Below are 26940 nucleotides of genomic sequence, written 5' to 3'. Positions count from 1 at the left end.
AGTGTGGGCCGATCCTCCCTCGCCTTCGCGAGAGCAAGCCCGGTCCAAGAGGAGATGGTATGGACAAAACTATCGCGTCTCTGCGCGAAGCGGTGAGGGGCATCGAAGACGGCATGACGGTGATGATCGGCGGCTTCGGAGGGTCCGGGGCACCGATCGAGCTGATCCACGCTTTGATCGACCGTTTTGTGCAAACCGGCCATCCGACGAACTTGACGGTTGTGAACAACAACGCTGGCAACGGGCATGTCGGGCTCGCAGCCCTCATCGAACAGGGAATGGTGTCTAAACTGATCTGCTCGTTCCCGAGGTCGGCCGATCCGCGGGTTTTCACTGACCTCTATTTGGCCGGCAAGATCGAACTCGAACTCGTTCCGCAGGGCACACTCGCCGAACGTATTCGTGCGGGAGGCGCCGGCATCCCGGCCTTCTACACGCCAACAGGATACGGAACGGACCTTGCAAAGGGCAAGCCGGTCGAGGAGTTCGAGGGACGCGGCTACATCAGGGAGCGTTGGCTGAAGGCGGACTTCGCATTGGTGAAGGCGCATCTTGGCGACACGTTTGGCAACCTCACCTTCAACAAAGCCGCGCGAAATTTCAATCCGCTGATGTGTATGGCAGCCCAGACCACAATAGCCCAGGTCTCCAGCATTGTTCGCCCGGGAGACATCGATCCGGAGACCGTCGTTACTCCCGGCATTTTTGTGCAAGGCCTCGTGGAGGTTGCGGAGCCGGCGCAGGAGGAGACGCTTAACCGGGCAAATGCCGTCTACCCGGAGGCCGTCCAATGAACAAGTTGAACCCCACCCAGATCGCGTGGCGGGCTGCCCAGGACATAGCTGATGGCGCATACGTGAACCTCGGCATAGGGCTCCCTGAGCTCGTCGCGCGCTTTCAGCCGCCCGGACGCCAAGCGATCTTTCATACCGAAAATGGAATCCTGGGTTTCGGCGAAGCTCCTGCAGCAGGACAAGAGGACTGGGATTTGATCAATGCAGGTAAGAAGGCAGTGACACTGAACCCAGGGACCGCCTTCTTCCATCATGCCGACAGCTTCGCGATGGTTCGTGGCGGCCATCTGGATGTCGCTATTCTCGGTGCCTACGAAGTGGCTGAAAATGGCGATCTGGCAAATTGGTCGACCGGGCCAAGAGGTGTCCCCGCCGTCGGTGGGGCCATGGACCTGGTCCATGGCGCCAAACGGGTAGCGGTGATAACCGACCACATCACCAAGGATGGTAAGGCCAAACTCGTCAAGCGATGCAGTCTGCCGCTTACCGGTGTCCAGTGCGTGACACGCATCTACACCAGCCTGGCATTGATCGACGTCGAGGACGAGCACTTCGTGCTTCGTGAAAAACTGTCCTCCATTTCAATCGACGAATTGCAGGCGCTGACCGGCGCTGAATTGCACGTTGTCGGCGGGGTCGCCGACCTTATCGTTGCGGATGTTTGACATGAGCGAAGCGTTTATCTGCGACTACATTCGCACGCCGATCGGCCGCTTCGGCGGCGTGCTTTCGTCGGTGCGAGCTGACGACCTCGGAGCTGTTCCGCTGAAGGAACTGATGAAGCGACACGGGTCCCTCGACTGGCAAGCGGTGGATGAGGTGATATTCGGCTGCGCGAACCAAGCAGGCGAAGACAATCGCAACGTGGCAAGAATGTCGTTGCTGCTAGCCGGACTACCTGAAACGGTGCCCGGAACGACGATGAACCGCCTATGCGGCTCAGGCATGGATGCTCTGATCACCGCGGCCCGCGCTATCAAGGCAGGTGAAGCAGACCTTGTGATCGCAGGGGGCGTTGAGTCCATGTCGCGGGCGCCGTTCGTATTGCCCAAAGCAGAAACGGCATTCTCTCGACATGCAGAGGTCCACGACACGACGATCGGCTGGCGCTTCGTCAATCCAGCGATGGCGGGGCGCTACGGTGTCGATTCGATGCCGCAGACTGGCCAAAACGTTGCGGACGATTTCGGGATCAGCCGGGAGGATCAAGACCTGTTTGCGGTAGCTTCGCAGAACAAGGCGGCAAATGCTCAGTCGAATGGGCGCCTGGCGCGAGAAATCACGCCTGTCGTTATTCCCCAGCGCAAGGGCGACCCTGTGATGGTCGACCGCGACGAACATCCTCGCGCCACTACCTTCGAAACCCTTTCCAAACTGAAGCCGCTCTTCAATGGTGGCAGCGTGACAGCTGGCAACTCGTCAGGAGTAAATGACGGGGCCGCGGCCTTGATCATCGCAACCGAGACCGCCGCCAAAAAGAATGGACTGGCACCAATCGCGCGCATCGTGGCCGGCGCTACCGCGGGCGTTCCACCGCGGATCATGGGCATCGGCCCCGCGCCAGCATCTCAGAAGTTGATGAGCCGTTTGGGGTTAGTGGCGGACGATTTCGACGTCATCGAACTCAACGAGGCTTTTGCCTCGCAAGGTCTGGCGACGCTTCGTGAGCTAGGGGTAGCTCTGAATGATGATCGGGTTAACCGCAATGGCGGTGCGATCGCACTGGGTCATCCCTTGGGCATGTCGGGCGCCCGCATTGCCGGCACGGCAGCAATCGAGATGTCTCTGTCGGGCGGCAGGCGAGCCCTTGCTACCATGTGCGTCGGTGTCGGACAGGGGATCGCGGTGGCATTGGAGAGAACATAGGCAGTTGCCGCCAATGCCGGGCGTTCGTGCGACCCGAGGCACCAACACACGCTTAACTCGTCCAAATTTTTTCGTATTCGCCGACGCGGAAGCGTTCGACCAGGAAATCTATGAACAGGCGGGTTCGTGTTGGAAGCATGACCTTGGTAGGAAACGCGATGTTCATGGTAAGGCGGGGCAAGTCCCAGTCGTCCAAAACCCTGACGAGACGCCCGGCGTCCAGATCGGCCTGTATGATGTAGGCTGGCTGGGCCAGAATTCCCAACCCGTTTCGCGCAGCCACGCAGATCAACTGGCCATCATTTGCATTGATGATGCCGTCCACGTCGATCCTTAGTTGGTCGGCGCCCTTGCGGAAATTGAACTGGTTCCAGTTGTCGGCGAGTGTGTAGAGAATGAGATCATGATCGGCCAGATCACTGGGATGCTGGGGCGTGCCACGACGCTCCAGGTAGGCTGGAGACGCCGCCAAAAGACGCCGCGTCTCGGCTAGGCGTCTGATTGTGATGGAACTGTCCGCTTCTACACGGCGCGTTCTGATTGCGAGATCGAGGCCATTCTCGACGATGTCATAGTATCGGTTGGACGACACGATATCGATAATGACGTTGGGGTATCGATCGCGAAACTGTTGTACGACAGGCATCAGATGCAGCAAGGAGAATGAAAGAGAGGCTCCGACCCGCAGTCGACCATTCGGGCTAGCCGCTTTGGCTGACACGTTTGCTTCAGCATCGAGAAGGTTGTGGATGATTTCCCGTGCCTGTTCATAAAACTGCTCACCCTCGCTGGTGAGGCTCAATTGGCGGGTGGATCGCTGGACCAAGCGAACGCCGAGGCGTGTCTCCAAGTTCATCAGGTTGCGGCTTACGCTCGAAATAGACATTCCGAGCGTCTCGCCTGCTCGAGTTAGGCTCGCTTCCTCCGCGATCCTTACAAACACGTCCAGTTCGGTCCAGCGATCCATTTTTGCGCCCAGCGGGAAGGTGTTTTCTCGTTGGCAGTCTTTATCGTCTCTACGGCAAATGCAATTCCTGCTGACGATAATCAGTTGTCACACGCCTGAGAGGGTCGGATGGGTCTCCCCAGCATTGAAAACCGAACTGTTGGCGACTGTATAAAGCACATCGTCATGTGGAACGTTGCTGGCGCGAACGAGACCGAGAAGGATCAGGCTGCCGCTATAATAAAATTGAGGTTCGAGGGCCTCAGGGGCCTCATTCCCGGGCTCCTCCATCTGGAAATCGGTGTGGATTTCAGCCGGGTATCCTATGCCTGCGATGTGGTCCTGTATTCCGAGTTCAGCAGTAAGGAAGCACTTGCTGCATACGCGACCCACCCAGCTCATTTGAAAGTCCGAGATGAGTTGGAGGGTATGCGCATAGCGAGGCACCAAGTTGACTACGTCCAGGACGTAGAGGCAGTCGCCTCCTCTTCCAGGAGCGCGCTCTCAAGCACTGGTCGATCGCACAACGCCGTCGAATAGGCTTGAATCGCTTAGCCTTGCCGATCGCCGTTCGAAGTTGGAGGATATACATCAATGCCAACGCTCACCTTCGGATTGCCCGACCTAATCGTCGTTACCGGCACCGCGTCCGGGCTTGGGAGCGAGATCGCGACTTTGCTGCTGGATTGTGGATCGAAGGTCGTCGGAGTGGATCTGACGTCCTCCCGATTGTCTGAACGTGAAGGCTACACCCAGGTTCTAGGTTCTGTTTCCGACCGGAGCACCTGGACAAAGGTGAAAGACGCCATCAATTCCACGAGCTCCGGGAAGCTAGGTCTGGTTACCTCCGCAGCGATCCTCGACACAGGTTTCATACCGGACACAACCCCCGAGATTATCGCGCGTGCGATGGACGTGAACGTCACGGGCACTGCGCTTGCAATGGCCGCGTTGATCCCGCTGATGGAGAGGAGAGGGGGCTCAGTCGTTGCAGTAGCATCGGTAAATGCAGGTTTGGCCGAGCAGCAATTGGCTGTCTACAACGCAACCAAAGCTGCGGTAAGGCAACTTGCACGAACTGCAGCCCTGGACCATGCTCGCGCCGGTGTTCGCATCAACGTCCTCAGCCCCGGCCCTATGATGGCTGGACTGTTCAAGCGCCACCTCGAATCCGCGACCGACGGCGACAAATTCCTGGCGACGCGCTCCAACAGGCAGCCGGAGGGAAAGATCCTGGAGGCGGTCGAAGTCGCTCGAGCAGCGCTGTTCCTTTTGTCTGACGGCGCCCACGCGATCTTGGGTGCAGACCTCGTCGCAGACGGCGGCCTGACTGCTGGCTTTGACTTCCGCACCGGGGCCGAAGGGGCTTCAATCTAAGCGGGACCATATGGAGGAAGACAATGGAAACTGGTCTCAAAGGTAAAGTCGCGTTTATCACTGGCGGTGCGAACGGAATTGGTCGGTCCACGGCTATAGCGTTCGCGAAAGAGGGTGCGCACGTCGGCATCCTGGATATCGATGAGGCCGAAATGCAAAAGGTAGCCGAGGCTGCCAAGGCTCTCGGAGTCACGGTGCACACCGCGGCCGGAGATCTTTCGACCGCGCGCGGCGTATCCGATGGTATGGACACGTTACTCGCCGCCTTCGGCAATCGCATTGATATTCTGGTGAACAATGTCGGGTCGGGGGCCATCCGCTCCTTCGACGACGTCGATGATGCTGCTTGGGATGCTACCCTGGCCCTGAACTTCATGAGCTACGTGCGGGCCATCCGCAAAGTGTTGCCAATCCTTCGCGAAAAGGGCGGCGTGATCGTCAACAACGCATCCGATCTTGCCAGGCAACCTGAACCGGTGCCGATCGACTATTCGGTGTCGAAGGCTGCTGTGCTCTCCCTGACCAAAGCCCTTGCTCGCGCCGAAGGCCCTAAGATCCGCGTTAACGCAGTGGCACCCGGTCCCATCTGGACGCCGTTCTGGACAAAGCCTGGTGGATTCGCCGAGACGATGGGCAAGTATCACAAGATGGAGCCGCAAGCCGCCGTGGAGCATGAGATGAAGCTCCGCCAGCTGCCACTCCAGCGACTTGGCGATCCCGACGAGGTCGCAAATGTCCTCGTCTTCCTCGCTTCCGACCTTGCGAGTTTCGTCACTTCGGCCGTCTGGGGTGTCGATGGTGGATCGATCCGGTCGATTGTTTAACGACTAGAGCCGGCCGAGCAACAATGCGCCGCCGGTTGCTGGAACGGAGGCTCCGCATCTCCTTCGGCGAATTCGTGGAGGATACCTGACATGAAAGCAGCTCGGTTTCACGCGAAGGGCGATGTTCGCGTCGAGGAAGTAGAATTGCCAGCACAGCTCGCTCCCGACGAAGTTCTCGTTCGAAACCAACTCTGCGGAATCTGCGGGACCGACCTTCATGAGTTCGCTGCCGGTCCGATTTTCATCTCGCCTCAACCGAATGCATTTTCTGGCGCCTCTATTCCGCAAATCCTGGGACATGAGTTCAGCGCGATCGTCGAGAAGGTAGGCGGTGAAATCACCCACCTGAAACCCGGCGATCGCGTTTCGATCCAGCCCCACATGGGACCGCTTGATGGCTATTTTGGCGTTCGCGGATTGCATTTCCTGGGCACGCGCGGGGCCGCCACCGGACTAACCTGGCCTTGGGGCGGCTTCGCGCAATATGCGGTGATGAAGGGTTACGCCACCGTGAAAATGCCCGAGAAGCTGACGTTTCGCCAGGGCGCCCTGGTCGAACCCGCGGCTGTCGCGGTGACCGCGGTTGATCGAAGTGGACTACAGCCTGGGGGGTCGGTTCTAATCACTGGGGGCGGCCCAATCGGAGCGCTGACTGTCTTGGCGGCCCACGCCGCCGGAGCAGCGAAGATCTTCCTTAGTGAACCCAATGCATCAAGGCGTCGCCGCATAGAAAACCTCGGGGTTCCGGTTACGACGATCGACCCGACGCAATCCTCTCTGGCCTCGTCGATCAGCAGACAAACGTTCGAAGGGCTCGGTTGCGACGCCGCGATCGAATGCGCCGGCAACCCACGCGCGATCTCCGATTGTCTATCGGCCGTCCGACCGCAGGGAACAGTGGTGTTGATCGGCCTCACGAATGGCAAGGTCGAGGTCTCACCATTCGACCTCATTGTGCGGGATATCCGGCTGCAGGGCTCACTGTGTTACCCGACCTCGATGTGGCCACGGGTATTCTCGATGATAGAAAGCGGGCGGCTTCCAGTCGATCAACTGGTTGATGAGGTCATCTCGCTCGACGAGCTTGTGGACAAGGGTTTCCAACCACTGTTGGACCCGAGTGGAACGAAAATGAAAATTCTTGTAGACCTCAACGCCTAATCCCGAACGAGGCGTTCTACGCCGGGCGCTCTGACGACCTGACCTTAGAAGCAACGGTGCAATAGCCGTCGATCACGGTGGTGGTCGGCCGGGCTTCGCTTGCGCGATGCCCTTGCTTTGCAGCTCGCACGAAAGATCAAGTCAGGAAAAGCTTTTTGCAAGTAGTGCAAGACTGTTTCCTTGATTGCCCCGTTTATCCCGATTGCCGCTATCTGCATAAATGAACATACGTTGGACCTGGCAGCCGGGCTGCCCGGACAGCGGGGAGGTCGCTTCAAGCAACGTTGGGCAGAGCGACAGCAAGATTCCACCAGGGAGGATCCAATGAAATCTTCATTCAAGAACGCACTGCTTTCGGCCGTATTCACCGTCGCCACCGTCGGTTGGAATGTATCCGCTCATGCGGATGGCGAGAAATACGTCCTCATCGAGCATTCGCCCGATAGCGAGACCTTCTGGAACACCGTGAAGAACGGCGCCAGCTTGGCGGCTAAGGAAGTGGGAGCGGAGGTTACGTTCCGCAATCCGCCGACCGGCGATCTTGCCGACATGGTTCGCATCATTCAACAGACCACTGCAGAAGCGCCGAGTGGGATCATCGTAACGATTCCCGATGCCGACCTCGTCGGCGGCCCCATCGCTGATGCGGTCGCCAAGGGCATTCCGGTGGTGACGATGAACACCGGAACGGCCGAACAGTCGAAGAAGCTCGGAGCGCTTCTGCATGTGGGGCAACCAGAGTTCGACGCGGGCGAGGGCGCCGGTGAACGAGCGAAGGCTGCAGGCATCAAATCGTTCCTCTGCGTGAACAGCCTGTTTCCGAATGTCGCCGGCGAGCAGCGCTGCCAGGGCTTCGCGAAGGGTCTTGGCGTAGAACTCGGTAAGCAGATGATTGACTCTGGCACCGATGCCGCGGAGATCGCCAACAGGGTGAAGGCCTATCTCTCTGCCAACCCTGATACCGGCGCCGTCCTGGCGCTCGGCCCGATGACTGCGCTCCCGACCATCCAGGCCCTGAAGGACAACGGAATGGCGGGACAGATCTTCTTCGCGACCTTTGACTTGAACCCCGACATCTCCAAGGCCATCAAGGATGGCGTCATCAATTTCGCCATTGACCAGCAGCCCTTCCTGCAGGGCTACCTGCCGGTGATCACTCTGACCAACTACCTCCGTTACGGCGTCGTTCCGGCGAACTCGGTCCTCTCCGGACCCGGCTTCGTGACCAAGGACAACATCAAGTTGGTTGAATCCCTCGCGGGTCAGTACCGCTAGGGCAATCACCATCGAGCACGGCGGAGGCATGTGCTTCCGCCGCAGCTTTGCGGCAGGAGTTGGAATCATGACGAACGTCCAGACCAACGAGGCCCCACGGCCTACGCTCCCTAAAGACGAGCGCGTCAAAGAGCTGCATCGCCTCCACAAGGCGCTCATCCGCCCGGAGCTCGGGGCAATCTGTGGCACGATCGCGGTCTTTGTATTCTTCATGATCCTTGCTGGCGGCACGCAAATGTTCGCCCTCGAGGGAGTGATGAATTGGGGCACGGTTTCGGCTCAGTTCGTCGTGCTTGCAGTAGGTGTATGTCTTTTGATGATTGCGGGTGAATTCGACCTCTCGCTAGGCTCGATGGTCGGCTTCTCTGGGATGATATTTGCACTTCTTGTCATGAAGCTCGGCATTCCCGTTTGGGGAGGAATCCTGCTGACGATGATGCTCTGCGCTAGCCTAGGCATGATCAACGGCTGGCTTGTCATCCGAACCGGGCTGCCATCGTTCATCGTCACACTCGCTTTTCTTTTCATTCTTCGCGGCGCCACGATCTGGAGCGCCATTACATTCAACCGTCAGCCCGTTGTTTCGGGCGTTGGCGAAGTCGCGGCCGGAGATCCGATCGCCTGGCTCTTTGGAGGCGAGGCGTTCACAGGACTATTCCAGTGGCTTGGCCAGCAAGGCGTCATCGCGACCTTCACCAAGGGCACCCGCATGGGGCAGCCAGTCGTGAGCGGCATCCCCATGTTGATGGTCTGGGCCATCGTTTTCGTGCTTGTCGGGCAATGGGTTCTCACCCGGACCCGCTTCGGAAACTGGATTTTTGCTGCAGGCGGTGATCCGGAAGCTGCCCGATACGTTGGTGTTCCAGTTGCTCGCGTGAAGATACTCATGTTTATGGTTGCGGCCCTTTGTGCCGCGTTCCTCGGCATCGAGCAAGTCATCGAATTCGGTTCGGCAGCCTCTGATCGGGGAATCATGAAGGAGTTCGAGGCCATCATCTGCGTGGTGATCGGCGGCGCACTTCTGACCGGTGGCTACGGCTCTGTGGTCGGCGCCGCGCTGGGCGCGATTATTTTCGGTGTCGTCCAGCAAGGCCTGTTTTTCACCAACGTGGAGAGCTCGCTTTTCCGAGTGTTCCTAGGGAGCATCCTGCTTGCCGCGGTCCTGGCCAATACGTATGTCCGCCGCCTGATCACGGGAGAGAAGTGATGGCTGCCCCGATCCTCGAAATGGTCGACATTCGCAAGCAGTTTGGCCACATCATAGCCTTGTCTGGAGTGTCTTTCGGCGTGCAGGCTGGCGAGTGCCATTGCCTCCTCGGAGACAACGGCGCAGGCAAGTCGACTTTGATCAAAACTATGTCCGGCGTGCATGTGCCTTCCCAAGGGGAGATAAGAGTCGGAGGGCAGGTCGCCCACTTCACCACCCCTCGAGACGCAATGGCGGCGGGCATCGCAACGGTCTATCAGGACCTCGCGATGATCCCTCTGATGAGCGTCGCGCGAAACTTCTGGATGGGCAGGGAGCCCCAGAAGGGTTTTTGGCCTTTCCGTTGCTTCGACCTTGAAACGGCCGACACCATAACTATGCAGGAAATGCGGCATATGGGCATCAGTCTGCGCGAGCCTGGCCAGGCAGTGGGAACCCTTTCTGGCGGCGAGCGCCAAACCGTTGCCATCGCGCGCGCGGTTTACTTCGGTGCGAAGGTTCTCATTTTGGACGAGCCCACATCAGCCCTTGGGGTCCGGCAGACGGCCAATGTCCTCACCACCATCGATCATGTCCGAAAAAAGGGCATCGGTGTCGTGTTCATCACGCATAATGTTCGGCACGCACTTGCAGTCGGAGACCGCTTCACGGTCCTCAATCGGGGCAAGACCCTGGGGACAGCTGACCGGGGTCATATCAGCGCCGAAGAGCTGCAAAATTTGATGGCCGGCGGACAAGAGCTTGCCCAGTTGGAAGCATCACTGGGGGGAACGGTCTGACTTGGTCGACCAACGAGCAAGCGCGCAAATGGGAAGAGTGGAACATGGCGAAGTATCTGAACGAACACAACTCAGCCGAAACGGTCAACGCGCGTATGGGCAACAACGCCAACCCGCGCCTCCGCCAGGTTATGGGCTCCCTCGTTGCCCATCTGCACGCTTTCGTCAAAGACATCGAACCAACGGAAGAGGAATGGGGCCTTGCCATCGAATTCCTCACACGGACCGGGCAAATCTGCAGTCAATCGCGGCAAGAGTTCATCCTGCTCTCCGATGTGCTCGGCGTTTCAATGCTGGTTGACGCGATCAATCACCGGAGACCGAGCGGCGCGACGGAAAGCACTGTGTATGGCCCATTCCATGTTGATGGCGCCCCCGAAAGGCAGATGGGCGACAGTATCAACCTAGATGGCTTGGGGGAGCTTTGCCTCTATGAGGGGCGTGTTATCGACCTAGACGGAACGCCCATTGAAAACGCCTGCATTGACGTATGGTCTGACAATGAAGAGGGCTTTTACGATGTCCAGCAGCCGGACATCCAGCCGCCCTTTAACAACCGTGGCATCTTTAGGACCGGAGCGGACGGTCGCTATTTCTTCCGCGGCATCAAGCCTGTCTCCTATCCGATCCCCGACGACGGACCAGTCGGCCAGATGCTGGAGAAGCTGGGCCGCCATCCCTACCGGCCGGCACACGTGCATTTCCTATGCGGCGCGCCTGGGTATGATCGCGTTTGCACGCATATCTTCGTCGCGGGCGACCGCTATATCGAGTCGGATGCGGTGTTCGGCGTAAAGGATTCGCTGATCGTGGATTTCGTCAAGGTCGATGAGGGGGACGTCAAATGGAAAGCGCAGTTCGATTTCGTGCTGAAGAAGCAGTGACCCGCCCAGCGGAAGCCGATCGCGAGGATATCTCCCCCTCGCTCGAACTCGGCCCTTCGATAAAGAAGGCAGAAAGGTGCTCGGTGTTGTCCGCTCGCAGCGCTCGGTGCGGGTGTCTTGAACAATGTCGAGTTCAGACTACGACCGATAATTTTCTTCAGGCGGGGGTATGACTGCGGTCGGTCTGCGCCTTTCAAATTGCGTTATCTCAAGGCCAAAGCCGCTCCCCCCAAGTATTCTGGAAACACCGCCCGATGTGTGGTTCTTCCGCGCCGCCCCACATGAGCGCCAACATCAGCAAGCGCTGGTGCCCTGATGTGCCGGTCAGGCTTCAATAACGAGGAAGTGGGAGGACGGCGCGTTCGCGGGGGTGTGTCGCCGGTCTGGCGCGGGACGATCGTATACTATCCGACACTGTTCTGTCGCTTTTGTCGGGTCCCTGCCACCGGTCTTTTTCGCGGAGCTCTTGTCTGGCCTCACGCTAATCGGCTGAAAACAATCACAATGTTTTTTCTTCTGTCGGGTCGGCCAAATTGGCACGAGTTTTGAAACTCCTTCGTTGGGAGCCGGGGGCCGCCGACCGACCTTCATTCGTGGATGACACCGCGATCGGTGGAACGAAGAAAGAAAAGCAAATGTCAAATCCCCATCAGATAGCATTCTATGGCAGGGCGGCCTCGGCGAGACCGCCCCGTACCCAAACAGGCGCCGCCCTTGCCGACCCTTGCGCACGAAATCTTGATGGCCGGCTGCCACTCAAAGGCCGGCCTACCACACTCGCTTTATCCTGACATCAAAGGCGCAGGATGAGTTCTGCATCTCGCCCCGCGCGGTGCCTGCACAGTTATACCTTGGCCAATCTTGATAATCGCGCCGGCTACGCCGCGGAGGACGTCTACATGCCGTCTTACGTCATTCGCTGCCCGCAGCGCCTTCCGCCCTTCCATCGCTTAGAGAAGTGAAGTGCCACCATGTCCGAACACTCCTTGCCGACGCTGCCGATGTGGCGCGTCGATCACATCGAGCCCTCGCCCGAGATGTTGGCGCTACGCGCCAACGGTCCGATCCACCGCGTGCGCTTCCCGTCCGGGCACGAAGGCTGGTTGGTGACAGGCTACGACGAGGCCAAGGCGACGCTTTCCGACGCGGCGTTCCGACCCGGGGGAATGCCGCCGGCGGCATTCACCCCGGATTCGGTGATTCTCGGTTCGCCGGGGTGGCTGGTCTCCCACGAGGGGGCCGAGCACGATCGGTTACGTACGATCGTGGCGCCGGCCTTCAGCAACCGCAGGGTGAAGCTGCTCGCGCAGCAGGTCGAGGCGATCGCCGCGAAGTTGTTCGAGACGTTAGCTGTCCAGCCCCAGCCCGCCGACCTGAGGCGCCACTTCTCCTTTCCGCTTCCGGCCATGGTCATCAGCGCGCTGATTGGGGTGCTCTATGAGGATCACGCCTTTTTCGCCGGGCTGTCCGACGAGGTGATGACGCATCAGCATGAAAGCGGTCCGCGCAGCGCGTCTCGCCTGGCCTGGGAAGAACTGCGCGCCTACATTCGCGGCAAGATGTGGGACAAGCGCCAGGATCCGGGCGACAACCTGCTGACGGATCTGCTCTCGGCGGTCGACCAGGGCAAGGCGACCGAGGAAGAGGCGATCGGCCTGGCGGCGGGCATGCTGGTGGCTGGGCACGAGAGCACCGTCGCGCAGATCGAATTCGGCCTGCTGGCCATGTTCCGCCATCCGCAACAGCGCGAACGCCTGGTCGGCGATCCATCCCTGGTGGACAAGGCCGTGGAGGAAATCCTGCGCATGTACCCGCCGGGCGCGGGCTGGGACGGCATCATGCGCTATCCGAGGACCGACGTGACTATCGCGGGCGTGCATATCCCCGCGGAGAGCAAGGTGCTCGTCGGCCTGCCGGCGACGTCGTTCGACCCGCGCCATTTCGACGACCCGGAAATCTTCGATATTGGACGCGACGAAAATCCGCACCTGACGTTCTCGCACGGGCCGCACTACTGCATCGGCATGGCGCTGGCCAGGCTAGAACTCAAGGTGGTGTTCGGTTCGATCTTCCAGCGCTTTCCCGCGCTGCGCCTGGCCGTGGCGCCCGAAGCGCTAAAGTTGCGCAAGGAGATCATCACCGGCGGGTTCGAGGAGTTCCCGGTGCTCTGGTGATTCACCGACGCCGCCGGGAACCGCGATCTTAACTTGCCGGCGCCCCTGGCGCGCGCCGGTCAGATCTCCAGCCAACAGGTAACCAAGATGGACGTGCAAGAAACCATGGCAGCATGCCGGGACGCCTTTGCCGAACTGGCATCTCCAGCGTGCATCAACGACCCGTATCCATTCATGCGGTGGTTGCGCGAGCACGATCCGGTGCATCGCGCGGCGTCGGGCCTCTTTCTGTTGAGCCGCCACGCCGACATCTACTGGGTGCTCAAGGCCACGGGCGATGCGTTTCGGGGACCGGCTCCGGGCGAACTGGCGCGCTATTTCCCGCGCGCGGCGACCAGCCTCTCGCTCAGTCTGCTGGCGTCAACGCTGGCGATGAAGGAACCACCGACGCATACGCGTCTGCGCCGGCTGATCTCGCGCGATTTCACCATGCGCGAGATCGACAACCTGCGGCCGACCATCGCGCGCATCGTCGCAGCGCGCCTGGACGCCATGGCGCCCGCGCTGGAGCGCGGGGAGGCGGTGGACCTGCATCGGGAATTCGCTCTGGCCTTGCCCATGCTGGTCTTCGCCGAACTGTTCGGCATGCCCCAGGACGACATGTTCGGGCTCGCCGCCGGCATCGGCGCCATTCTGGAAGGCTTGAGCCCGCACGCCAGCGATCCCCAACTCGCCGCGGCGGACGCGGCCAGCACCAAGGTGCATGCCTACTTTGGCGACCTCATACAGCGCAAACGCACCGATCCCCGCCACGACATCGTGTCGATGCTGGTCGGCGCACACGACGACGATGCCGACACGCTGTCGGATGCGGAGTTGATCAGCATGCTGTGGGGCATGCTGCTGGGCGGCTTCGCCACCACTGCTTCGAGTATCGACCATGCGGTCTTGGCGATGCTGGCGTTTCCCGAACAGCGGCACTGGCTGCAGGGGGACGCCGTGGGAGTGAAGGCATTCGTCGAAGAAGTCCTGCGCTGCGACGCGCCCGCCATGTTCAGCTCCATTCCGCGTATCGCCCAGCGCGACATCGAACTGGGCGGCGTGGTAATCCCAAAGAACGCGGACGTGCGCGTGCTGATCGCGGCCGGCAATCGCGACCCGGACGCCTTCGCCGATCCCGACCGCTTCGATCCCGCGCGGTTCTACGGCACCAGTCCTGGCATGTCGAGCGATGGGAAGATCATGCTGAGCTTCGGCCACGGCATCCACTTCTGCCTCGGTGCGCAACTCGCCCGGGTGCAGTTGGCCGAGAGCCTGCCGCGGATCCAGGCGCGCTTCCCCACGCTGGCATTGGCCGAGCAGCCGACCCGGGAGCCCTCCGCGTTCCTTAGGACGTTCCGCGCGCTGCCGGTGCGGCTGCAAGCGCAGGGGGGCTGAGATGCGCGTCGTGGTCGACCAGGACCTGTGCGGAACCACCGGGCAGTGCGCGCTGACGCTGCCGGGCACCTTTCGCCAGCGCGAACCGGACGGAGTGGCCGAACTTTGCGTGGCAACGATTCCGCAGGCGCTGCACGCCGCCGTGCGACTCGCAGCCAGCCAGTGCCCAGTCGCCGCCATTCTGGTCATCGAAAGCGACGCTGGCGATGAGGAGCTCGCCAGCGCCGACCCTGCGCCTTCTCCGGTGGAGGTCGAGCGGCATGCCGCGAAAGACCAACGCAATCCAGGAGGACACGATGGGACGGTTTGAGGGCAAGGTGGCGGTGGTGACCGGCGCCGGCGCCGGCATCGGCAAGGCATGCGCCCTCGCCATCGCGCGCGAGGGCGGCAGAGTGGTGGTGGCCGACATTGATGCCTCGGCGGCCATCGCCTGCACCACGCAGATCGGGGCCGAAGCAGACCACACGCTGGCCCTGGCCATGGACATCGCCGATGCGCAGGCGGTGGCAGCGCTGTTCGAGACGGCGCAGCGGCACTTCGGTGGGGTCGACCTGCTGGTGAACAACGCGAGCGCCATGCATCTGACCCCGCGCGACTGCGCGATCCTCGACCTGGACCTGGCGGTCTGGGATCAGACCATGGCGACCAATCTGCGCGGCACGCTGCTCTGCTGCCGACAGGCCATCCCATTGATGATCGCCCGCGGCGGTGGTGCGATCGTCAACATGTCGTCGTGCCAGGGGCTCAGCGGTGACACCGCGCAGACGTCCTACGCCGCGTCGAAGGCGGCGCTGAACATGTTGTCGGCCTCGCTCGCCACGCAGTACGGTCATGCGCACATCCGCTGCAACGCCGTTGCGCCGGGTCTCATCATGACCGAGCGTCTCCTCGCCAAGCTTGACGAATGCATGCAACGGCATCTGCGCCGGCACCAGCTCCTGCCGCGTGTCGGCCGCCCCGAGGACGTGGCCGCGCTGGTGGCGTTCCTGCTCTCCGATGATGCTGCATTCATTACCGGGCAGGTCGTGTGCATCGACGGCGGCATGCTGGCGCATGTGCCGACATACGCTGACGGAGGCAACAGCGCCGCCGCGCGGCCTCCCGGCGGCATCGCCGAAGCGGCCGAGGAGCAGCACTGCTGATGGACATGCTCCTCAACCCCCTGAACCGTCGGCGCCGGTTGCGGCAAAACATCCCGGTCATGCCCGGCGCTTTCCCGCTGATCGGGCATCTTCCCGCCATCATCTGCGACCTGCCGCGCCTGCTGCGGCGCGCGGAACTGACGCTGGGCAGCCACTTCTGGCTGGATTTCGGCCCCGCCGGCCACCTGATGACCTGCATGGATCCGGATGCGTTCGCACTGCTCCGACACAAGGACGTGTCCTCGGCGCTGATCGAAGAGATCGCGCCCGAATTGCTTGGCGGAACGTTGGTCGCCCAGGACGGCGGCGCGCACCGGCAGGCGCGCGATGCGATCAAGGCGGCGTTCCTGCCGAAGGGGCTGACCCAGGCCGGGATCGGCGACCTGTTCGCGCCCGTCATCCGAGCGCGGGTGCAGGCGTGGCGCGACCGCGGCGACGTAACCATCCTGCGCGAAACCGGCGACTTGATGCTCAAGCTAATCTTCAGCCTCATGGGAATCCCCGCGCAGGACCTGCCGAGATGGCATCGCAAGTACCGGCAACTGCTGCAGTTGATCGTCGCGCCCCCCCTCGATCTCCCCGGACTGCCCTTGCGGCGCGGCCGCGCCGCCCGCGACTGGATCGACGCGCAGTTGCACCAGTTCGTCCGCGACGCGCGCGCGAATGCCGCGCGCACCGGGTTGATCAACGACATGGTGAGCGCCTTCGATCGCAGCGACGATGCGCTCTCCGATGACGTACTGGTCGCCAACATCCGCTTGCTGCTGCTCGCCGGTCACGACACCACCGCCTCGACAATGGCCTGGATGGTGATCGAGCTGGCGCGGCAGCCTATGCTGTGGGACGCCCTGGTCGAGGAAGCGCAACGCGTAGGCGCGGTGCCGACCCGGCACGCGGACCTGGCGCAGTGTCCGGTCGCCGAGGCGCTGTTCCGCGAGACGCTGCGAGTGCATCCGGCGACCACGCTCCTGCCGCGTCGCGCGCTGCAGGAACTGCAGCTCGGCCAACGGCGCATTCCCGCGGGCACCCATCTGTGCATCCCACTGCTGCATTTCTCGACCTCGGCGCTGCTGCACGAGGCGCCTGATCAGTTCCGCCTGGCACGGTGGCTGCAACGCACGGATCCGATCCGTCCGGTGGACATGCTGCAGTTCGGTACCGGCCCACACGTCTGCATCGGCTACCACTTGGTATGGCTGGAAATGGTGCAGTTCTGCATCGCCTTGGCGCTGACCATGCACGAGGCCGGAGTGCGGCCGCGTTTGCTGAGCGGCGTCGAAAAAGGCCGGCGCTATTACCCGACCGCACATCCGTCCATGACAGTCCGCATCGGTTTCTCATGAGCTGGCATGGCATGCCCCGTGTGGCGAGGCAGCGGCGCCGGCGACGGGCAGCATTGCAGCACTCGGCGCAACCGCTCGGCGCCGGCGACACTGCGGCTCGGCGCTCGCAGTGGCCGTGTCAGGTACAAGGACTATGAACAGCATGCAGACCGGTTCCACGCTACACGACGACCGAACTGGCGTTTCCGCGCTCGGCGGATTGGGCGCGCAGTCGCGCGGCGCATCCGGCGCGCTACCGCCGGAGATCTGGATGCAGGACGGCGCAAAGCGCGTCGAACAGGCGCTTGCGCGTCTTCTCTGCGCCGAAGATGACGGTGAGACCGAGCTGATGGCGGCCATGCGCTACGCCACCTTGCACGGCGGCAAGCGCACCCGCGCCTTGCTCTGTCTGGCTGCCGGCGCACTGGCCGATACGCCGGCGCACATGCTCGACGACGTCGGAGCCGCCATCGAGATGATGCACGCCTGTACCCTGGTCCACGATGACCTGCCCGCGATGGACAACGACGTGCTTCGCCGCGGCCTTCCGACCGTGCACGTCAAGTTCGGCGAAGCCACTGCGATCCTGGTCGGAGATGCGCTGCAGGCGCACGCCTTCCTGACCTTGGCGAGGCTGGATGCGCCAGGTAACAACCGTATAGCGATCGTGCGCGAACTGGCGCAGGCGGTGTCCGCCCAAGGTGCCGCAGGGGGGCAAGCCTTGGATCTGTCGCTAGTCGGAAAGCACGTCGAGCTGGACAGGATCGTGGCGATGCACCGGATGAAGAGCGGAGCGCTAGTACGCGCGTCCGTTCGCATGGGCGCGCTCTGTGCCATTGCGGAGGATACCCTGCACGCTGCGCTGTACTGTGCGCTCGATCGCTATAGCGCCTGTTTCGGACTCGCCTTGCAGGTGGTCGACGACATTCTCGACGCGACAGCGGATGCCGCGACGCTGGGCAAGACCCCTGGCAAGGACGCGGCGGCGCAGAAGCCGACCTGCGCGTCGATCATGGGGCTGCCGGCAGCGCGCCAGTTCGCGCTGGATCTGTTGCGCGACGCCGGGGAGGCCATCGCCCCGCTGGGGCCGCGTGCGGAACCGTTGGCGCAGATGCTGCAGCGGGCCAAAGCGTATCTCTTCAAGCACGCGTCATGCGCATGAGCGCGCCCGTCCGCATAAAGTCGCCCCTGTGCCGCTGCGATCGGCCGGGGCCACCGGTGCATGCTGCGCTGCGTCCGCGTCCGCGGCGATGGTCAGCGCTTGCCCAGCACGGTCGCGGCACACCGGCGCTCTGCGCGCAAGCCTATGCAGCGCACCGGCGCCAGCATCGGGGCGCGTCGCCGCGCCGCAGCAGGGCGGCCGCACGGCGTTGCACATGCGCCGGGCCGCGACGGGCCTGCGGCGAGGCGCGCGGCGTCTGCCCGATCTTGATTCTCGGTAACCGTCTGCCGAAGGAACATCCCGCGTGAACGCGCTGTCCGAACAGGTCCTTTCCGAACTGCGCCAGCTGCTGAGCGAGATGAGCGACGGCGGCGCCGTCGGTCCGTCCGTATACGACACGGCGCGAGCTCTGCATTTCCACGGCAACGTCACCGGTCGGCAGGAGGCCTACGCGTGGCTCATCGCGCAGCAACAGGCCGATGGCGGATGGGGAAACGCGGACTTCCCGCTGTTCCGCCATGCGCCCACGTGGGCGGCGTTGCTGGCACTGCAACGTGCCGATTCTATTCCCGACGCTGCCGACGCAGTCCAGGCTGCAACCCGATTCCTCGAGCGCCAGCCCGATCCCTACGCGGATGCGGTGCCGGAAGACGCGCCGATCGGGGCGGAGCTGATTCTGCCGCAGTTATCCGGCGAGGCTTCATCCCTGCTGGGCGGCGTGGCGTTTCCGCGCCACGCGGCGCTGTTGCCGTTGCGGCAAGCGTGCCTGGTCAAGCTGGGGGCGGTGGCGACGTTGCCGAGCGGCCATCCGTTGCTGCACTCCTGGGAAGCCTGGGGGACGTCGCCGACCACCGCATGCCCGGATGCCGACGGCAGCATCGGCATCAGTCCGGCGGCCACCGCCGCGTGGCGTGCGCAGGCCGTGAGACAAGGGAGCACGCCGCAAGTCGGGCGCGCCGACGCGTATCTGCAAACGGCATCGCGGGCGACACGCAGCGGCATCGAAGGTGTCGTTCCCAACGTCTGGCCGATCAATGTGTTCGAGCCATGCTGGTCGCTGTACACCCTGCATCTGGCCGGGCTGTTCGCGCATCCCGCGCTCGCCGAGATGGTGCGCGTGATCGTCGCGCAGCTCGAGGCCCGCCTGGGCGAGCGCGGTCTGGGCCCGGCCCTGCAGTTCGCGGCCGATGCGGACGACACCGCCGTTGCGTTGTGCGTCCTGCGCCTTGCAGGCCGCGACCCGGCGGTCGACACGTTGCGCCATTTCGAAATCGGCGAGCTATTCGTGACCTTCCCCGGCGAGCGTAATGCTTCGGTCTCGACCAACATCCATGCCCTGCATGCGTTGCGACTGTCGGGCAAGCCCGCCGCCGGCGCCAGCGCCTACGTCGAGGCCAATCGCAACCCGCACGGTCTATGGGACAACGAAAAATGGCATGTTTCTTGGCTGTATCCCACCGCGCATGCGGTCGCTGCGCTGGCGCAAGGCAAGCCCCACTGGCGCGACGAGCGCGCGGTGGCGGCGCTGCTGCAGGCGCAGCGCGACGACGGCGGCTGGGGCGCCGGTCGCGCGTCCACATTCGAGGAAACCGCCTATGCGCTGTTCGCGTTGCACGTGATGGACGGAAGCGAAGAGCCGATAGGGCGCCGACGCATCGCGCAGGCCGTGGCGCGTGCGCTGGAGTGGATGCTCGCCCGCTATAGGGCGCATGCATTGCGGCAGATGCCGCTGTGGATCGGCAAAGAACTGTATTGCCCAACCCGGGTGGTGCGCGTGGCCGAACTCGCCGGGTTGTGGCTGGCGCTTGGTTGGGGGCAGCGCGTGCTGGCCGAGGGAGCAGGAGCGGCGCCATGACCCAGACCGAACGCGCGCTGCAGCAGGTGCTGGAGTGGGGGCGTTCCCTGACCGGGTTCGCCGAGGAGCATGCCGTGGAAGCGGTCAGGGGCGGCCGGTACATCCTGCAGCGCATCGACCAGAGCCTGCGCGAAACCAGCGCCCGCACTGGCCGCGATCCGCAGGATGAAACGCTGATCGTGACGTTCTATCGCGAACTGGCGCTGCTGTTTTGGCTCGACGATTGCAATGACCTTGGGCTGATCGCGCCGGAGCAGCTCGCCGCGGTGGAGCAGGCGCTGGGGCAGGGCGTACCGTGCGCACTCCCAGGATTCGAGGGCTGCGCTGTGCTAAGCGCTTCGCTGGCCGCGCTCGCCTACGATCGTCGCGACTATGCTCAGCTTCTCGACGATACCCGGTGCTACTGCGCGGCGCTGCGCGCCGGAGAGGCGCAGGCAGCAGGGCGGAGCGCTGGTCCTACGCCGAGTACCTGCACAACGGCGTCGATTCGATCGCCTACAGGAACGTGTTGTGTTGCCTGTCGTTGTTGTGGGGGCTGGACATGGCTACTTTGCGCGCGCGTCCGGCGTTTCGCCAGGTCCTGCGGCTCATCTCCGCGATAGGGCGCCTGCAGAACGATCTGCATGGACGCGACAAGGACAGGTCGGCCGGCGAGGCCGACAACGCGGCGATTCTGCTGCTGCAGCGCTATCCGGCTATGCCTGTGGTGAAGTTCCTCAACGACGAGCTGGCCGGCCATACGCGCATGCTGCACCGAGTGATGGCGGAAGCAGGCTTTCCCGCGCCGTGGGGACCGTTGATCGAGGCCATGGCAGCCATCCGCACGCAGTACTACCAGACATCGGCAAGCCGCTACCGCACGGACACTGCGGGGGAGGCCAGGGACACTGCGGGGGAGGCCAGCGTGGGCCGGCCTGAAGGCGCGGGAGGCGGCGACGTGCGCGCGCTGCCGTCAGTCCGATCCGACGCAACGCCGTCGCCCGATGCGACCGATGGAGCGAGCATGAACGACACCACCCTGAGCCGCCGCAAGGACGACCATCTTGGCATCGTGCTGGATCGGCGAACGGCGCCGGCCACGGTCGCCGCCGGCTGGGAGTATATCCGTTTCGAACACTGCGCATTGCCCGAGTTGGACCTGACGCAGATCGACCTGCGCGCCTCGCTGCTAGGCAAGACCATGCGCGCGCCGCTGCTGATCAGCTCCATGACCGGCGGCACGCCGCGCGCCGAGGCCATCAACCGGCATCTGAGCGAGGCAGCTCAAGCCTTGGGGATTGCGATGTGCGTCGGTTCCCAGCGCGTTAGCCTGCAATCCCGCAACTCCCAAGGGCTGACGCGCGCGCTGCGACACCTGGCCCCAGACATCCCCCTGTTGGCCAATATCGGCGCCGCGCAACTGCGCGAGGCCGACGGCCTGGACTTGGCGCGCCGGGCGGTTGATGCGCTGGAGGCCGATGGACTGATCGTCCATCTCAATCCGCTGCAGGAATCGGTACAGCCGGAGGGCGACCGCGACTGGCGCGGCGTCCTGGCGCAGATCGCTCGTGCCGCGCGCAGCGTGGGCGTGCCGATCGTGGCCAAGGAAGTGGGGTCGGGCCTGTCCGCCTCGGTGGCCTCTGCGCTCGTCGAGGCGGGCGTGGCGATGATCGATGTCGCCGGCGCCGGCGGCACCAGTTGGGCCGCGGTGGAGGGCGAGCGGGCCCGCGATGCCGCCGACCGTGCAGTGGCGATGTCGTTCGCCGACTGGGGGATTCCGACCCCGGCCGGCGTGCAGGCGGTGCGTCGGGCGCTGCCAACGGTGAAGTTAATCGCGTCGGGCGGTATCCGAGACGGCGGCGACGTGGCCAAGGCCATCCGCCTGGGCGCGGACTTCGCCGGCCAGGCGGCCGGCGTGCTGCCCGCGGCGATGGTGTCCACCGAGGCGGTTGTCGCGCATTTCGAGATCGTCATCCGCCAGCTGGCAGTCGCCTGCTTCTGCACCGGCTCGGCTGATCTGGCGGCGTTGCGTCAGGCGCGCTTGTTGCCCTCGGCGCATCTGCCCGCCGGTTAATGCCGGCGTAGTCCGCACGTGGTTAAAGGCGGTGTTGAGCAGCTATCCAATTCTGCGCCGCCTGACTTCCATCTCGAACGGTGCGGGGAACGCCAGCGCGCGGGCTGCTTAGTGTAGCAGTTGCACTGCGCATGCTGTGTGGAGCTTCTCCAGTGCCTGCCTAATGTCATCTCCGGCGTTGTCCGGCAACGGCAAAATAGGGCGCGGTGGCTCGACGTGCGCCAGACCGAGGTATTCGGCGATGATGAACATAACGCGGAAGCTGCCGTAGTGCTTGAACAAGGTCCAGAGCGGCTCGAAAGCGCGGTTCAACCGAGCGGACTCCGCCACGTCGCCGGACTGCGCCGCACGCGTCAGCGCAAGCGCCGGGACCGCCAGCAAACCTGCCGCAACGCTGTACCAGGTGTCACATCCGGCGAGCAGGGCATCCGCCGCGCCCCAATCGCCGCTGTATCCGATTGTGAACGTGTCAGGCGTCATCGACCGCAAGCGTGCCAGTTCTCCCGTGTAATCCTCATTCGCCGCCAGAGGCATTTTCACGGCGACGATGTTGGACACCTCTGACAGCCGGGCGATCAATGCGTCGCTGAATGTGAAGCGCGTGGTGCTTGGATTGTTGTATATGCACAAAGGCAGTTCCCCCGCCTCGGCAACCGCGACGAAGTGCTGGAAGACTTCATCCTCATTCAGGGGAACGTAGGACATGGGTGCCAGGAGCAGGCCGTCAGCGCCAGCGGATTTTGCATCGCGCGCCAGAGCCTGAGCTTCGTCGGTACGCAATGCACCCACCCCCACGAAAAGAGGCGTTTTGCCGCCAATGCATTCCACGGCAGCCTGAACGGCGCGCTTGCGTTCTTCCCTCGTGAGGTAAGCATAGCCGCCCGTGCTCCCCAAAAGGCCGATGGAGTCTGCTCCCGCTCGTTGAATACGCTCGAGAAAACGAGCCAATGCCTCGGTGTCGACATGCCCTTTCGCATCGGTTGGCGTGAGGGGGAACGCCGACATGCCGCGAAACAAAGTCATCATCCATTCCTTTCGAAACTACATAGGGGAAAGCAGCATGCGCAGCCCGGCGAATACGAAGAACATTGCCAGCAGACTTTCGATCCAACGGCGACAGCGGCGATACAGAGCCACCATCGGCGGTGTGGAGAAGACAATGGCGTAGCCGCAGAATATCGTGACACTTAAGACGGCGCAGCCACCCAATATGGCCGCCATGGTCTGCCACGACGAATTCGGGCCGATTCCCAGTGTGACGAGCGCGATCCATGCCAGCACGGATTTTGGGTTCGCCAAATGCATCAGGAGGCCCCTTCCATAGAGCTTACCCCGTGAAAAAGCGACTTCGTCGGTCGAGGCGCGCACCGCCAGCTTCTCGTTCGACGTAAGCGCCGACCGTCCCGCCCTGAAGGCGAGTAATAGCAAGTAAAGGCCCCCGAAAACCTGCAGGACGAGTAGTGCCTGGGCGTACCTGGCCAAGAGGGCGGAGATGCCGGTCGAGGCCATAAAACCCCAGAAGATCGAGCCGCTGACGACGCCAGACGCGAGTATGAGCGCGGCACCCCTGCCGCGCGACATGGCAACCCCCATGATGCGCATGTTGCTCGGGCCGGGGCTCCCTGCGGCAATGACATATGCAGCAAAGACGATGAGTAACTGATGGAGATCGACATTCATTCTCTCAGCCCTTCATAATCTCGATCGGATCGATCGCACCGGATTGCCACGACCATGGATCCCTCGACCGGAAACGTCATCCGGGGGCAATTTCTTGGCTCGCATTGCATCAAGCATTCAATCTCCGACCAGGGCATTCGTCGCCTCCGCCAATGCGTCGTCCGGCACGGTCACCAACGCAGGTGACGCAAATGTCGTCGCGCCATCGTTGACTGCCTCTCCGTTCATCATTGTGTCGGGCATTCCACTCCCGTCAGAAGTGGCATCGACGTGGACGCTCACGGCTCTTAATCCCGGCGCAATATTCTCGATTCGACGTCGATGATGGGACCCTCAAACATCCAGGCAACTCCATCAATTCAAGCGCAAAGCATCCAAGAACGACGCGACCCGGTCCCGATCGCTTCCATGACTACAAGCCAAAATCGCAGTTCACTGGTTCAAGATAAACTGCCACTTTCTGAGATTTTCAGCGGTCCAGTATAGGAGGTTTCTCGCAGTACGGGAGCGACCGGTCCAATTAGCAATCCCTGCTCAAGAATGCGCCGCAAGAGCGGTCGCAGGTGGACAGCGCCATCACCCGCAGCGGCCGGGGTTTATTCATCCATAGCGTGGATGATAGCCATCCTAACAATCAATTTTACTGATCTCACTGGATTTCATTAGAAGATTCTAACTGAGCACGCCGGGCGCGTGTTCGTCCTCGTCTGCGTCGGCTGCCGGGAAGAATTCGGAGAAGAACATGTGCGGGATTGTTGGCATCGTTGGGCAACAGCCGGTGTCGGAGCGCCTGGTCGACGCGTTGAAGCGTCTGGAATATCGCGGCTATGATTCGGCCGGCATTGCGACGATCACCGAGGGCACCTTGCACCGCCGGCGCGCCGAGGGCAAGCTCGTCAATCTCGAGACGAGACTGAAGGAAGAGCCGCTGAGTGGCACCATCGGCATCGCCCACACCCGCTGGGCAACCCATGGGCCACCGACGGAACGCAATGCACACCCGCACTTCACGGACGGTGTGGCCGTCGTCCATAACGGCATCATCGAGAATTTCGCCGAACTGAAGGACGAATTGGCGGCGACGGGAACCGAGTTCCAGACCGACACCGACACTGAGGTCCTTGCGCATCTCTTGGCAGGACACCGCCGGGCGGGCATGGGGCGCGGTGAGGCGGTGCATGCCATGCTGAAAAGCGTCAGGGGTGCCTACGCGCTTGCCATCCTCTTTGAAGATGATCCGTCGACCATCATTGCGGCGCGCAATGGACCACCGCTGGCGATCGGTCATGGCGACGGCGAGATGTTCCTGGGCTCCGACGCGATCGCGCTTGCTCCATTCACGAATGAAATCACCTATCTCGTCGACGGCGACTGGGCCGTTGTCAGCAGACGGGCGCCGACATCTTTGATCAACGGACGGCTCGTGGCCCGGGCCGTCGTCCATAACGGCATCATCGAGAATTTCGCCGAACTGAAGGACGAATTGGCGGCGACGGGAACCGAGTTCCAGACCGACACCGACACTGAGGGTCCTTGCGCATCTCTTGGCAGGACACCGCCGGGCGGGCATGGGGCGCGGTGAGGCGGTGCATGCCATGCTGAAAAGCGTCAGGGGTGCCTACGCGCCTTGCCATCCTCTTTGAAGATGATCCGTCGACCATCATTGCGGCGCGCAATGGACCACCGCTGGCGATCGGTCATGGCGACGGCGAGATGTTCCTGGGCTCCGACGCGATCGCGCTTGCTCCATTCACGAATGAAATCACCTATCTCGTCGACGGCGACTGGGCCGTTGTCAGCAGGACGGGCGCCGACATCTTTGATAACGACGGCCTCCCCGTCGCGCGTCCGCGCCAGACCTCGATGGCTGCGGCCACTCTGGCCAACAAGGGCAACCATCGCCACTTCATGGAGAAGGAAATCCTCGAGCAGCCCGAGGTCATCGCCGATGCGCTCGGTCAGTATACCAATCTCATAGAAAATGGCGCCGATGCGGCATTTGGCATCGACTTCGCCAGGATCCCGAGCTTGGCGATCTCTGCCTGCGGCACCGCGTATCTCGCGGGACTGATCGGAAAATACTGGTTCGAGCGCTATGCGCGCCTGCCCGTCGAAATAGATGTTGCATCCGAATTCCGCTATCGCGAGATCCCGCTGTCTGCGCAGTCTGCGGCTCTTTTCATTTCACAGTCGGGCGAAACCGCCGATACGCTGGCATCGCTGAGGTACTGCAAGCAGCTTGGGCTGAAAATTGGCGCCGTCGTCAATGCGCGCGAATCGACCATCGCTCGGGAGGCCGATGTGGTCTTCCCGATCCTTGCCGGCCCGGAGATCGGTGTCGCCTCCACCAAGGCCTTCACCTGCCAGCTTGCCGTACTTGCAGCACTCGCCATCCACGCAGCCAAGGTCCGCGGAACCGTGACCGAAGATGAGGCGCAGGCGTTCGTCGGGAGCTTCACGGAAATGCCGCGCCTCATGAGGCAGGTGCTGAACAGCATCCAGCCGCAGATTGAGCTTCTGTCGCGCGAACTGTCAAAGTGTCATCATGTCCTGTACCTCGGCCGTGGCACAAATTTCCCACTCGCGATGGAAGGTGCGCTGAAGCTCAAGGAAATTTCCTACATCCACGCCGAGGGCTATGCGGCAGGTGAATTGAAGCACGGTCCTATCGCATTGATAGACTCGAACATGCCAGTGATCGTCATCGCGCCACATGATCGCTTTTTCGACAAGACCCTCTCAAACATGCAGGAAGTGGCCGCCCGCGGAGGGCGCATTATCCTCATCACCGATGGCAAAGGGGCAGCCGCATCGAAACTCGATACGATGCACACGATCGTGCTGCCGGCCACCGACGAGATTGTCGCGCCGATGATCTTCTCGCTGCCGATACAGCTTCTTGCGTATCACACGGCCGTCTGCGTGGGCACAGATCTCGACCAGCCACGCAACCTGGCGAAATCAGTCACAGTCGAATGATTGGGAGCCTTTCATAGGTCGCAACGCTCGCACCGTTGGGAAAACTCCAAGCCCTTCAACCGGCGCAAGCGCGCACCGCCTTG

The 26940-nt window shown here is 62.4% G+C and carries 22 protein-coding genes and 3 pseudogenes; 22 read left to right on the top strand and 3 right to left on the bottom strand.

The features are described from left to right. The first annotated feature begins 59 nt into the window (after positions 1 to 59). Genes EJ072_RS05915 through pcaF form a run of 3 tightly spaced genes read left to right on the top strand, consistent with a single transcriptional unit; the run spans position 60 to position 2660 of the window. Positions 60 to 794 (top strand): 3-oxoacid CoA-transferase subunit A, encoded by a 735-nt coding sequence (locus EJ072_RS05915; RefSeq protein ID WP_095811601.1) that lies wholly within the window; start codon positions 60 to 62, stop codon positions 792 to 794. Beyond that, positions 791 to 1459 carry a 3-oxoacid CoA-transferase subunit B gene (locus EJ072_RS05910; RefSeq protein WP_095811602.1) on the top strand — a complete coding sequence of 223 codons (669 nt, stop codon included), beginning with the start codon at positions 791 to 793 and terminating at the stop codon, positions 1457 to 1459. Before EJ072_RS05915 ends, EJ072_RS05910 begins: the two co-directional genes overlap by 4 nt. Position 1460: 1 nt before the next feature. After that, a complete protein-coding gene (gene pcaF, locus EJ072_RS05905; protein WP_126078946.1) occupies positions 1461 to 2660 on the top strand; it encodes a 3-oxoadipyl-CoA thiolase in 1200 nt (399 codons plus the stop codon). Positions 2661 to 2712: 52 nt separating this feature from the next. Here pcaF and EJ072_RS05900 read toward each other — a convergent pair whose 3' ends face one another. Next, positions 2713 to 3627 (bottom strand): LysR family transcriptional regulator, encoded by a 915-nt coding sequence (locus EJ072_RS05900; protein ID WP_095811603.1) that lies wholly within the window; start codon positions 3625 to 3627, stop codon positions 2713 to 2715. A 108-nt stretch (positions 3628 to 3735) separates the two neighbouring features. On the opposite strand from EJ072_RS05900, the gene EJ072_RS05895 reads away from it, so the two are divergent. The 17 genes and pseudogenes from EJ072_RS05895 to fni all read left to right on the top strand — a co-directional run bounded on the left by EJ072_RS05895 (position 3736) and on the right by fni (position 22198). Beyond that, positions 3736 to 4146 (top strand): Dabb family protein, encoded by a 411-nt coding sequence (locus EJ072_RS05895; RefSeq protein WP_095811604.1) that lies wholly within the window; start codon positions 3736 to 3738, stop codon positions 4144 to 4146. Between the two features lie 54 nt (positions 4147 to 4200). Then, complete coding sequence (locus tag EJ072_RS05890) at positions 4201 to 4983, top strand: SDR family oxidoreductase (RefSeq protein ID WP_126078945.1); 783 nt, start codon at positions 4201 to 4203, stop codon at positions 4981 to 4983. 23 nt (positions 4984 to 5006) lie between these two features. Next, positions 5007 to 5807, top strand: coding sequence for an SDR family oxidoreductase (locus EJ072_RS05885; protein WP_095811606.1), 801 nt, complete (start codon positions 5007 to 5009; stop codon positions 5805 to 5807). Between the two features lie 90 nt (positions 5808 to 5897). Next, positions 5898 to 6968, top strand: coding sequence for a zinc-binding dehydrogenase (locus EJ072_RS05880; protein ID WP_095811607.1), 1071 nt, complete (start codon positions 5898 to 5900; stop codon positions 6966 to 6968). A gap of 324 nt (positions 6969 to 7292) precedes the next feature. Further along, complete coding sequence (locus EJ072_RS05875) at positions 7293 to 8243, top strand: sugar ABC transporter substrate-binding protein (protein WP_126078944.1); 951 nt, start codon at positions 7293 to 7295, stop codon at positions 8241 to 8243. Positions 8244 to 8310: 67 nt separating this feature from the next. After that, entirely contained in the window at positions 8311 to 9450 is a 1140-nt protein-coding gene (locus EJ072_RS05870; protein WP_095811609.1) for an ABC transporter permease, read from the top strand. Then, entirely contained in the window at positions 9450 to 10229 is a 780-nt protein-coding gene (locus EJ072_RS05865) for an ATP-binding cassette domain-containing protein (RefSeq protein ID WP_126078943.1), read from the top strand. The genes EJ072_RS05870 and EJ072_RS05865 overlap by 1 nt, the downstream gene beginning before the upstream one ends. 44 nt (positions 10230 to 10273) lie before the next feature. Further along, a complete protein-coding gene (locus EJ072_RS05860; protein ID WP_126078942.1) occupies positions 10274 to 11113 on the top strand; it encodes an intradiol ring-cleavage dioxygenase in 840 nt (279 codons plus the stop codon). Positions 11114 to 12084: 971 nt separating this feature from the next. After that, positions 12085 to 13287, top strand: a complete 1203-nt coding sequence (locus tag EJ072_RS05855; protein ID WP_126078941.1) for a cytochrome P450 — start codon at positions 12085 to 12087, stop codon at positions 13285 to 13287. 87 nt (positions 13288 to 13374) lie between these two features. Further along, positions 13375 to 14664, top strand: a complete 1290-nt coding sequence (locus EJ072_RS05850; RefSeq protein WP_126078940.1) for a cytochrome P450 — start codon at positions 13375 to 13377, stop codon at positions 14662 to 14664. A 1-nt stretch (position 14665) separates the two neighbouring features. After that, positions 14666 to 14974, top strand: a complete 309-nt coding sequence (locus EJ072_RS05845; protein ID WP_095776552.1) for a ferredoxin — start codon at positions 14666 to 14668, stop codon at positions 14972 to 14974. Next, positions 14961 to 15806: an SDR family oxidoreductase gene (locus tag EJ072_RS05840; RefSeq protein WP_126078939.1), complete on the top strand. Its 846-nt coding sequence runs from the start codon at positions 14961 to 14963 to the stop codon at positions 15804 to 15806. Before EJ072_RS05845 ends, EJ072_RS05840 begins: the two co-directional genes overlap by 14 nt. Next, positions 15806 to 17149, top strand: a complete 1344-nt coding sequence (locus EJ072_RS05835) for a cytochrome P450 (RefSeq protein WP_126078938.1) — start codon at positions 15806 to 15808, stop codon at positions 17147 to 17149. The genes EJ072_RS05840 and EJ072_RS05835 overlap by 1 nt, the downstream gene beginning before the upstream one ends. 133 nt (positions 17150 to 17282) lie before the next feature. Beyond that, complete coding sequence (locus EJ072_RS05830) at positions 17283 to 18290, top strand: polyprenyl synthetase family protein (protein ID WP_189343227.1); 1008 nt, start codon at positions 17283 to 17285, stop codon at positions 18288 to 18290. 304 nt (positions 18291 to 18594) lie between these two features. Further along, entirely contained in the window at positions 18595 to 20145 is a 1551-nt protein-coding gene (locus EJ072_RS05825) for a hypothetical protein (RefSeq protein WP_126078937.1), read from the top strand. Beyond that, positions 20142 to 21010, top strand: a pseudogene (locus tag EJ072_RS05820) (hypothetical protein); the annotation flags it as partial. The gene EJ072_RS05825 and the pseudogene EJ072_RS05820, both read left to right, overlap by 4 nt. A 138-nt stretch (positions 21011 to 21148) precedes the next feature. Beyond that, a complete protein-coding gene (gene fni, locus EJ072_RS05815) occupies positions 21149 to 22198 on the top strand; it encodes a type 2 isopentenyl-diphosphate Delta-isomerase (RefSeq protein ID WP_095811723.1) in 1050 nt (349 codons plus the stop codon). Positions 22199 to 22306: 108 nt separating this feature from the next. Here the strand turns inward: fni and EJ072_RS05810 are convergent, their stop codons facing one another. Then, positions 22307 to 23221 (bottom strand): dihydrodipicolinate synthase family protein, encoded by a 915-nt coding sequence (locus EJ072_RS05810; RefSeq protein ID WP_126083515.1) that lies wholly within the window; start codon positions 23219 to 23221, stop codon positions 22307 to 22309. 18 nt (positions 23222 to 23239) lie between these two features. After that, positions 23240 to 23878, bottom strand: a complete 639-nt coding sequence (locus tag EJ072_RS05805) for a LysE family translocator (RefSeq protein WP_126078936.1) — start codon at positions 23876 to 23878, stop codon at positions 23240 to 23242. Between the two features lie 742 nt (positions 23879 to 24620). On the opposite strand from EJ072_RS05805, the pseudogene EJ072_RS37485 reads away from it, so the two are divergent. Both EJ072_RS37485 and glmS read left to right on the top strand, forming a co-directional pair. After that, positions 24621 to 25262 (top strand): annotated as a pseudogene (locus EJ072_RS37485) (glutamine--fructose-6-phosphate aminotransferase); the annotation flags it as partial. 48 nt (positions 25263 to 25310) lie between these two features. Continuing rightward, positions 25311 to 26857, top strand: a pseudogene (glmS, locus tag EJ072_RS05795) (glutamine--fructose-6-phosphate transaminase (isomerizing)); the annotation flags it as partial. Between the last annotated feature and the right edge of the window lie 83 nt (positions 26858 to 26940).

The sequence above is a fragment of the Mesorhizobium sp. M2A.F.Ca.ET.046.03.2.1 genome (assembly GCF_003952425.1).
In the GTDB taxonomy this organism is placed as follows: Bacteria; Pseudomonadota; Alphaproteobacteria; order Rhizobiales; family Rhizobiaceae; genus Mesorhizobium.
This window is presented reverse-complemented; position numbering and strand designations above follow the sequence as displayed.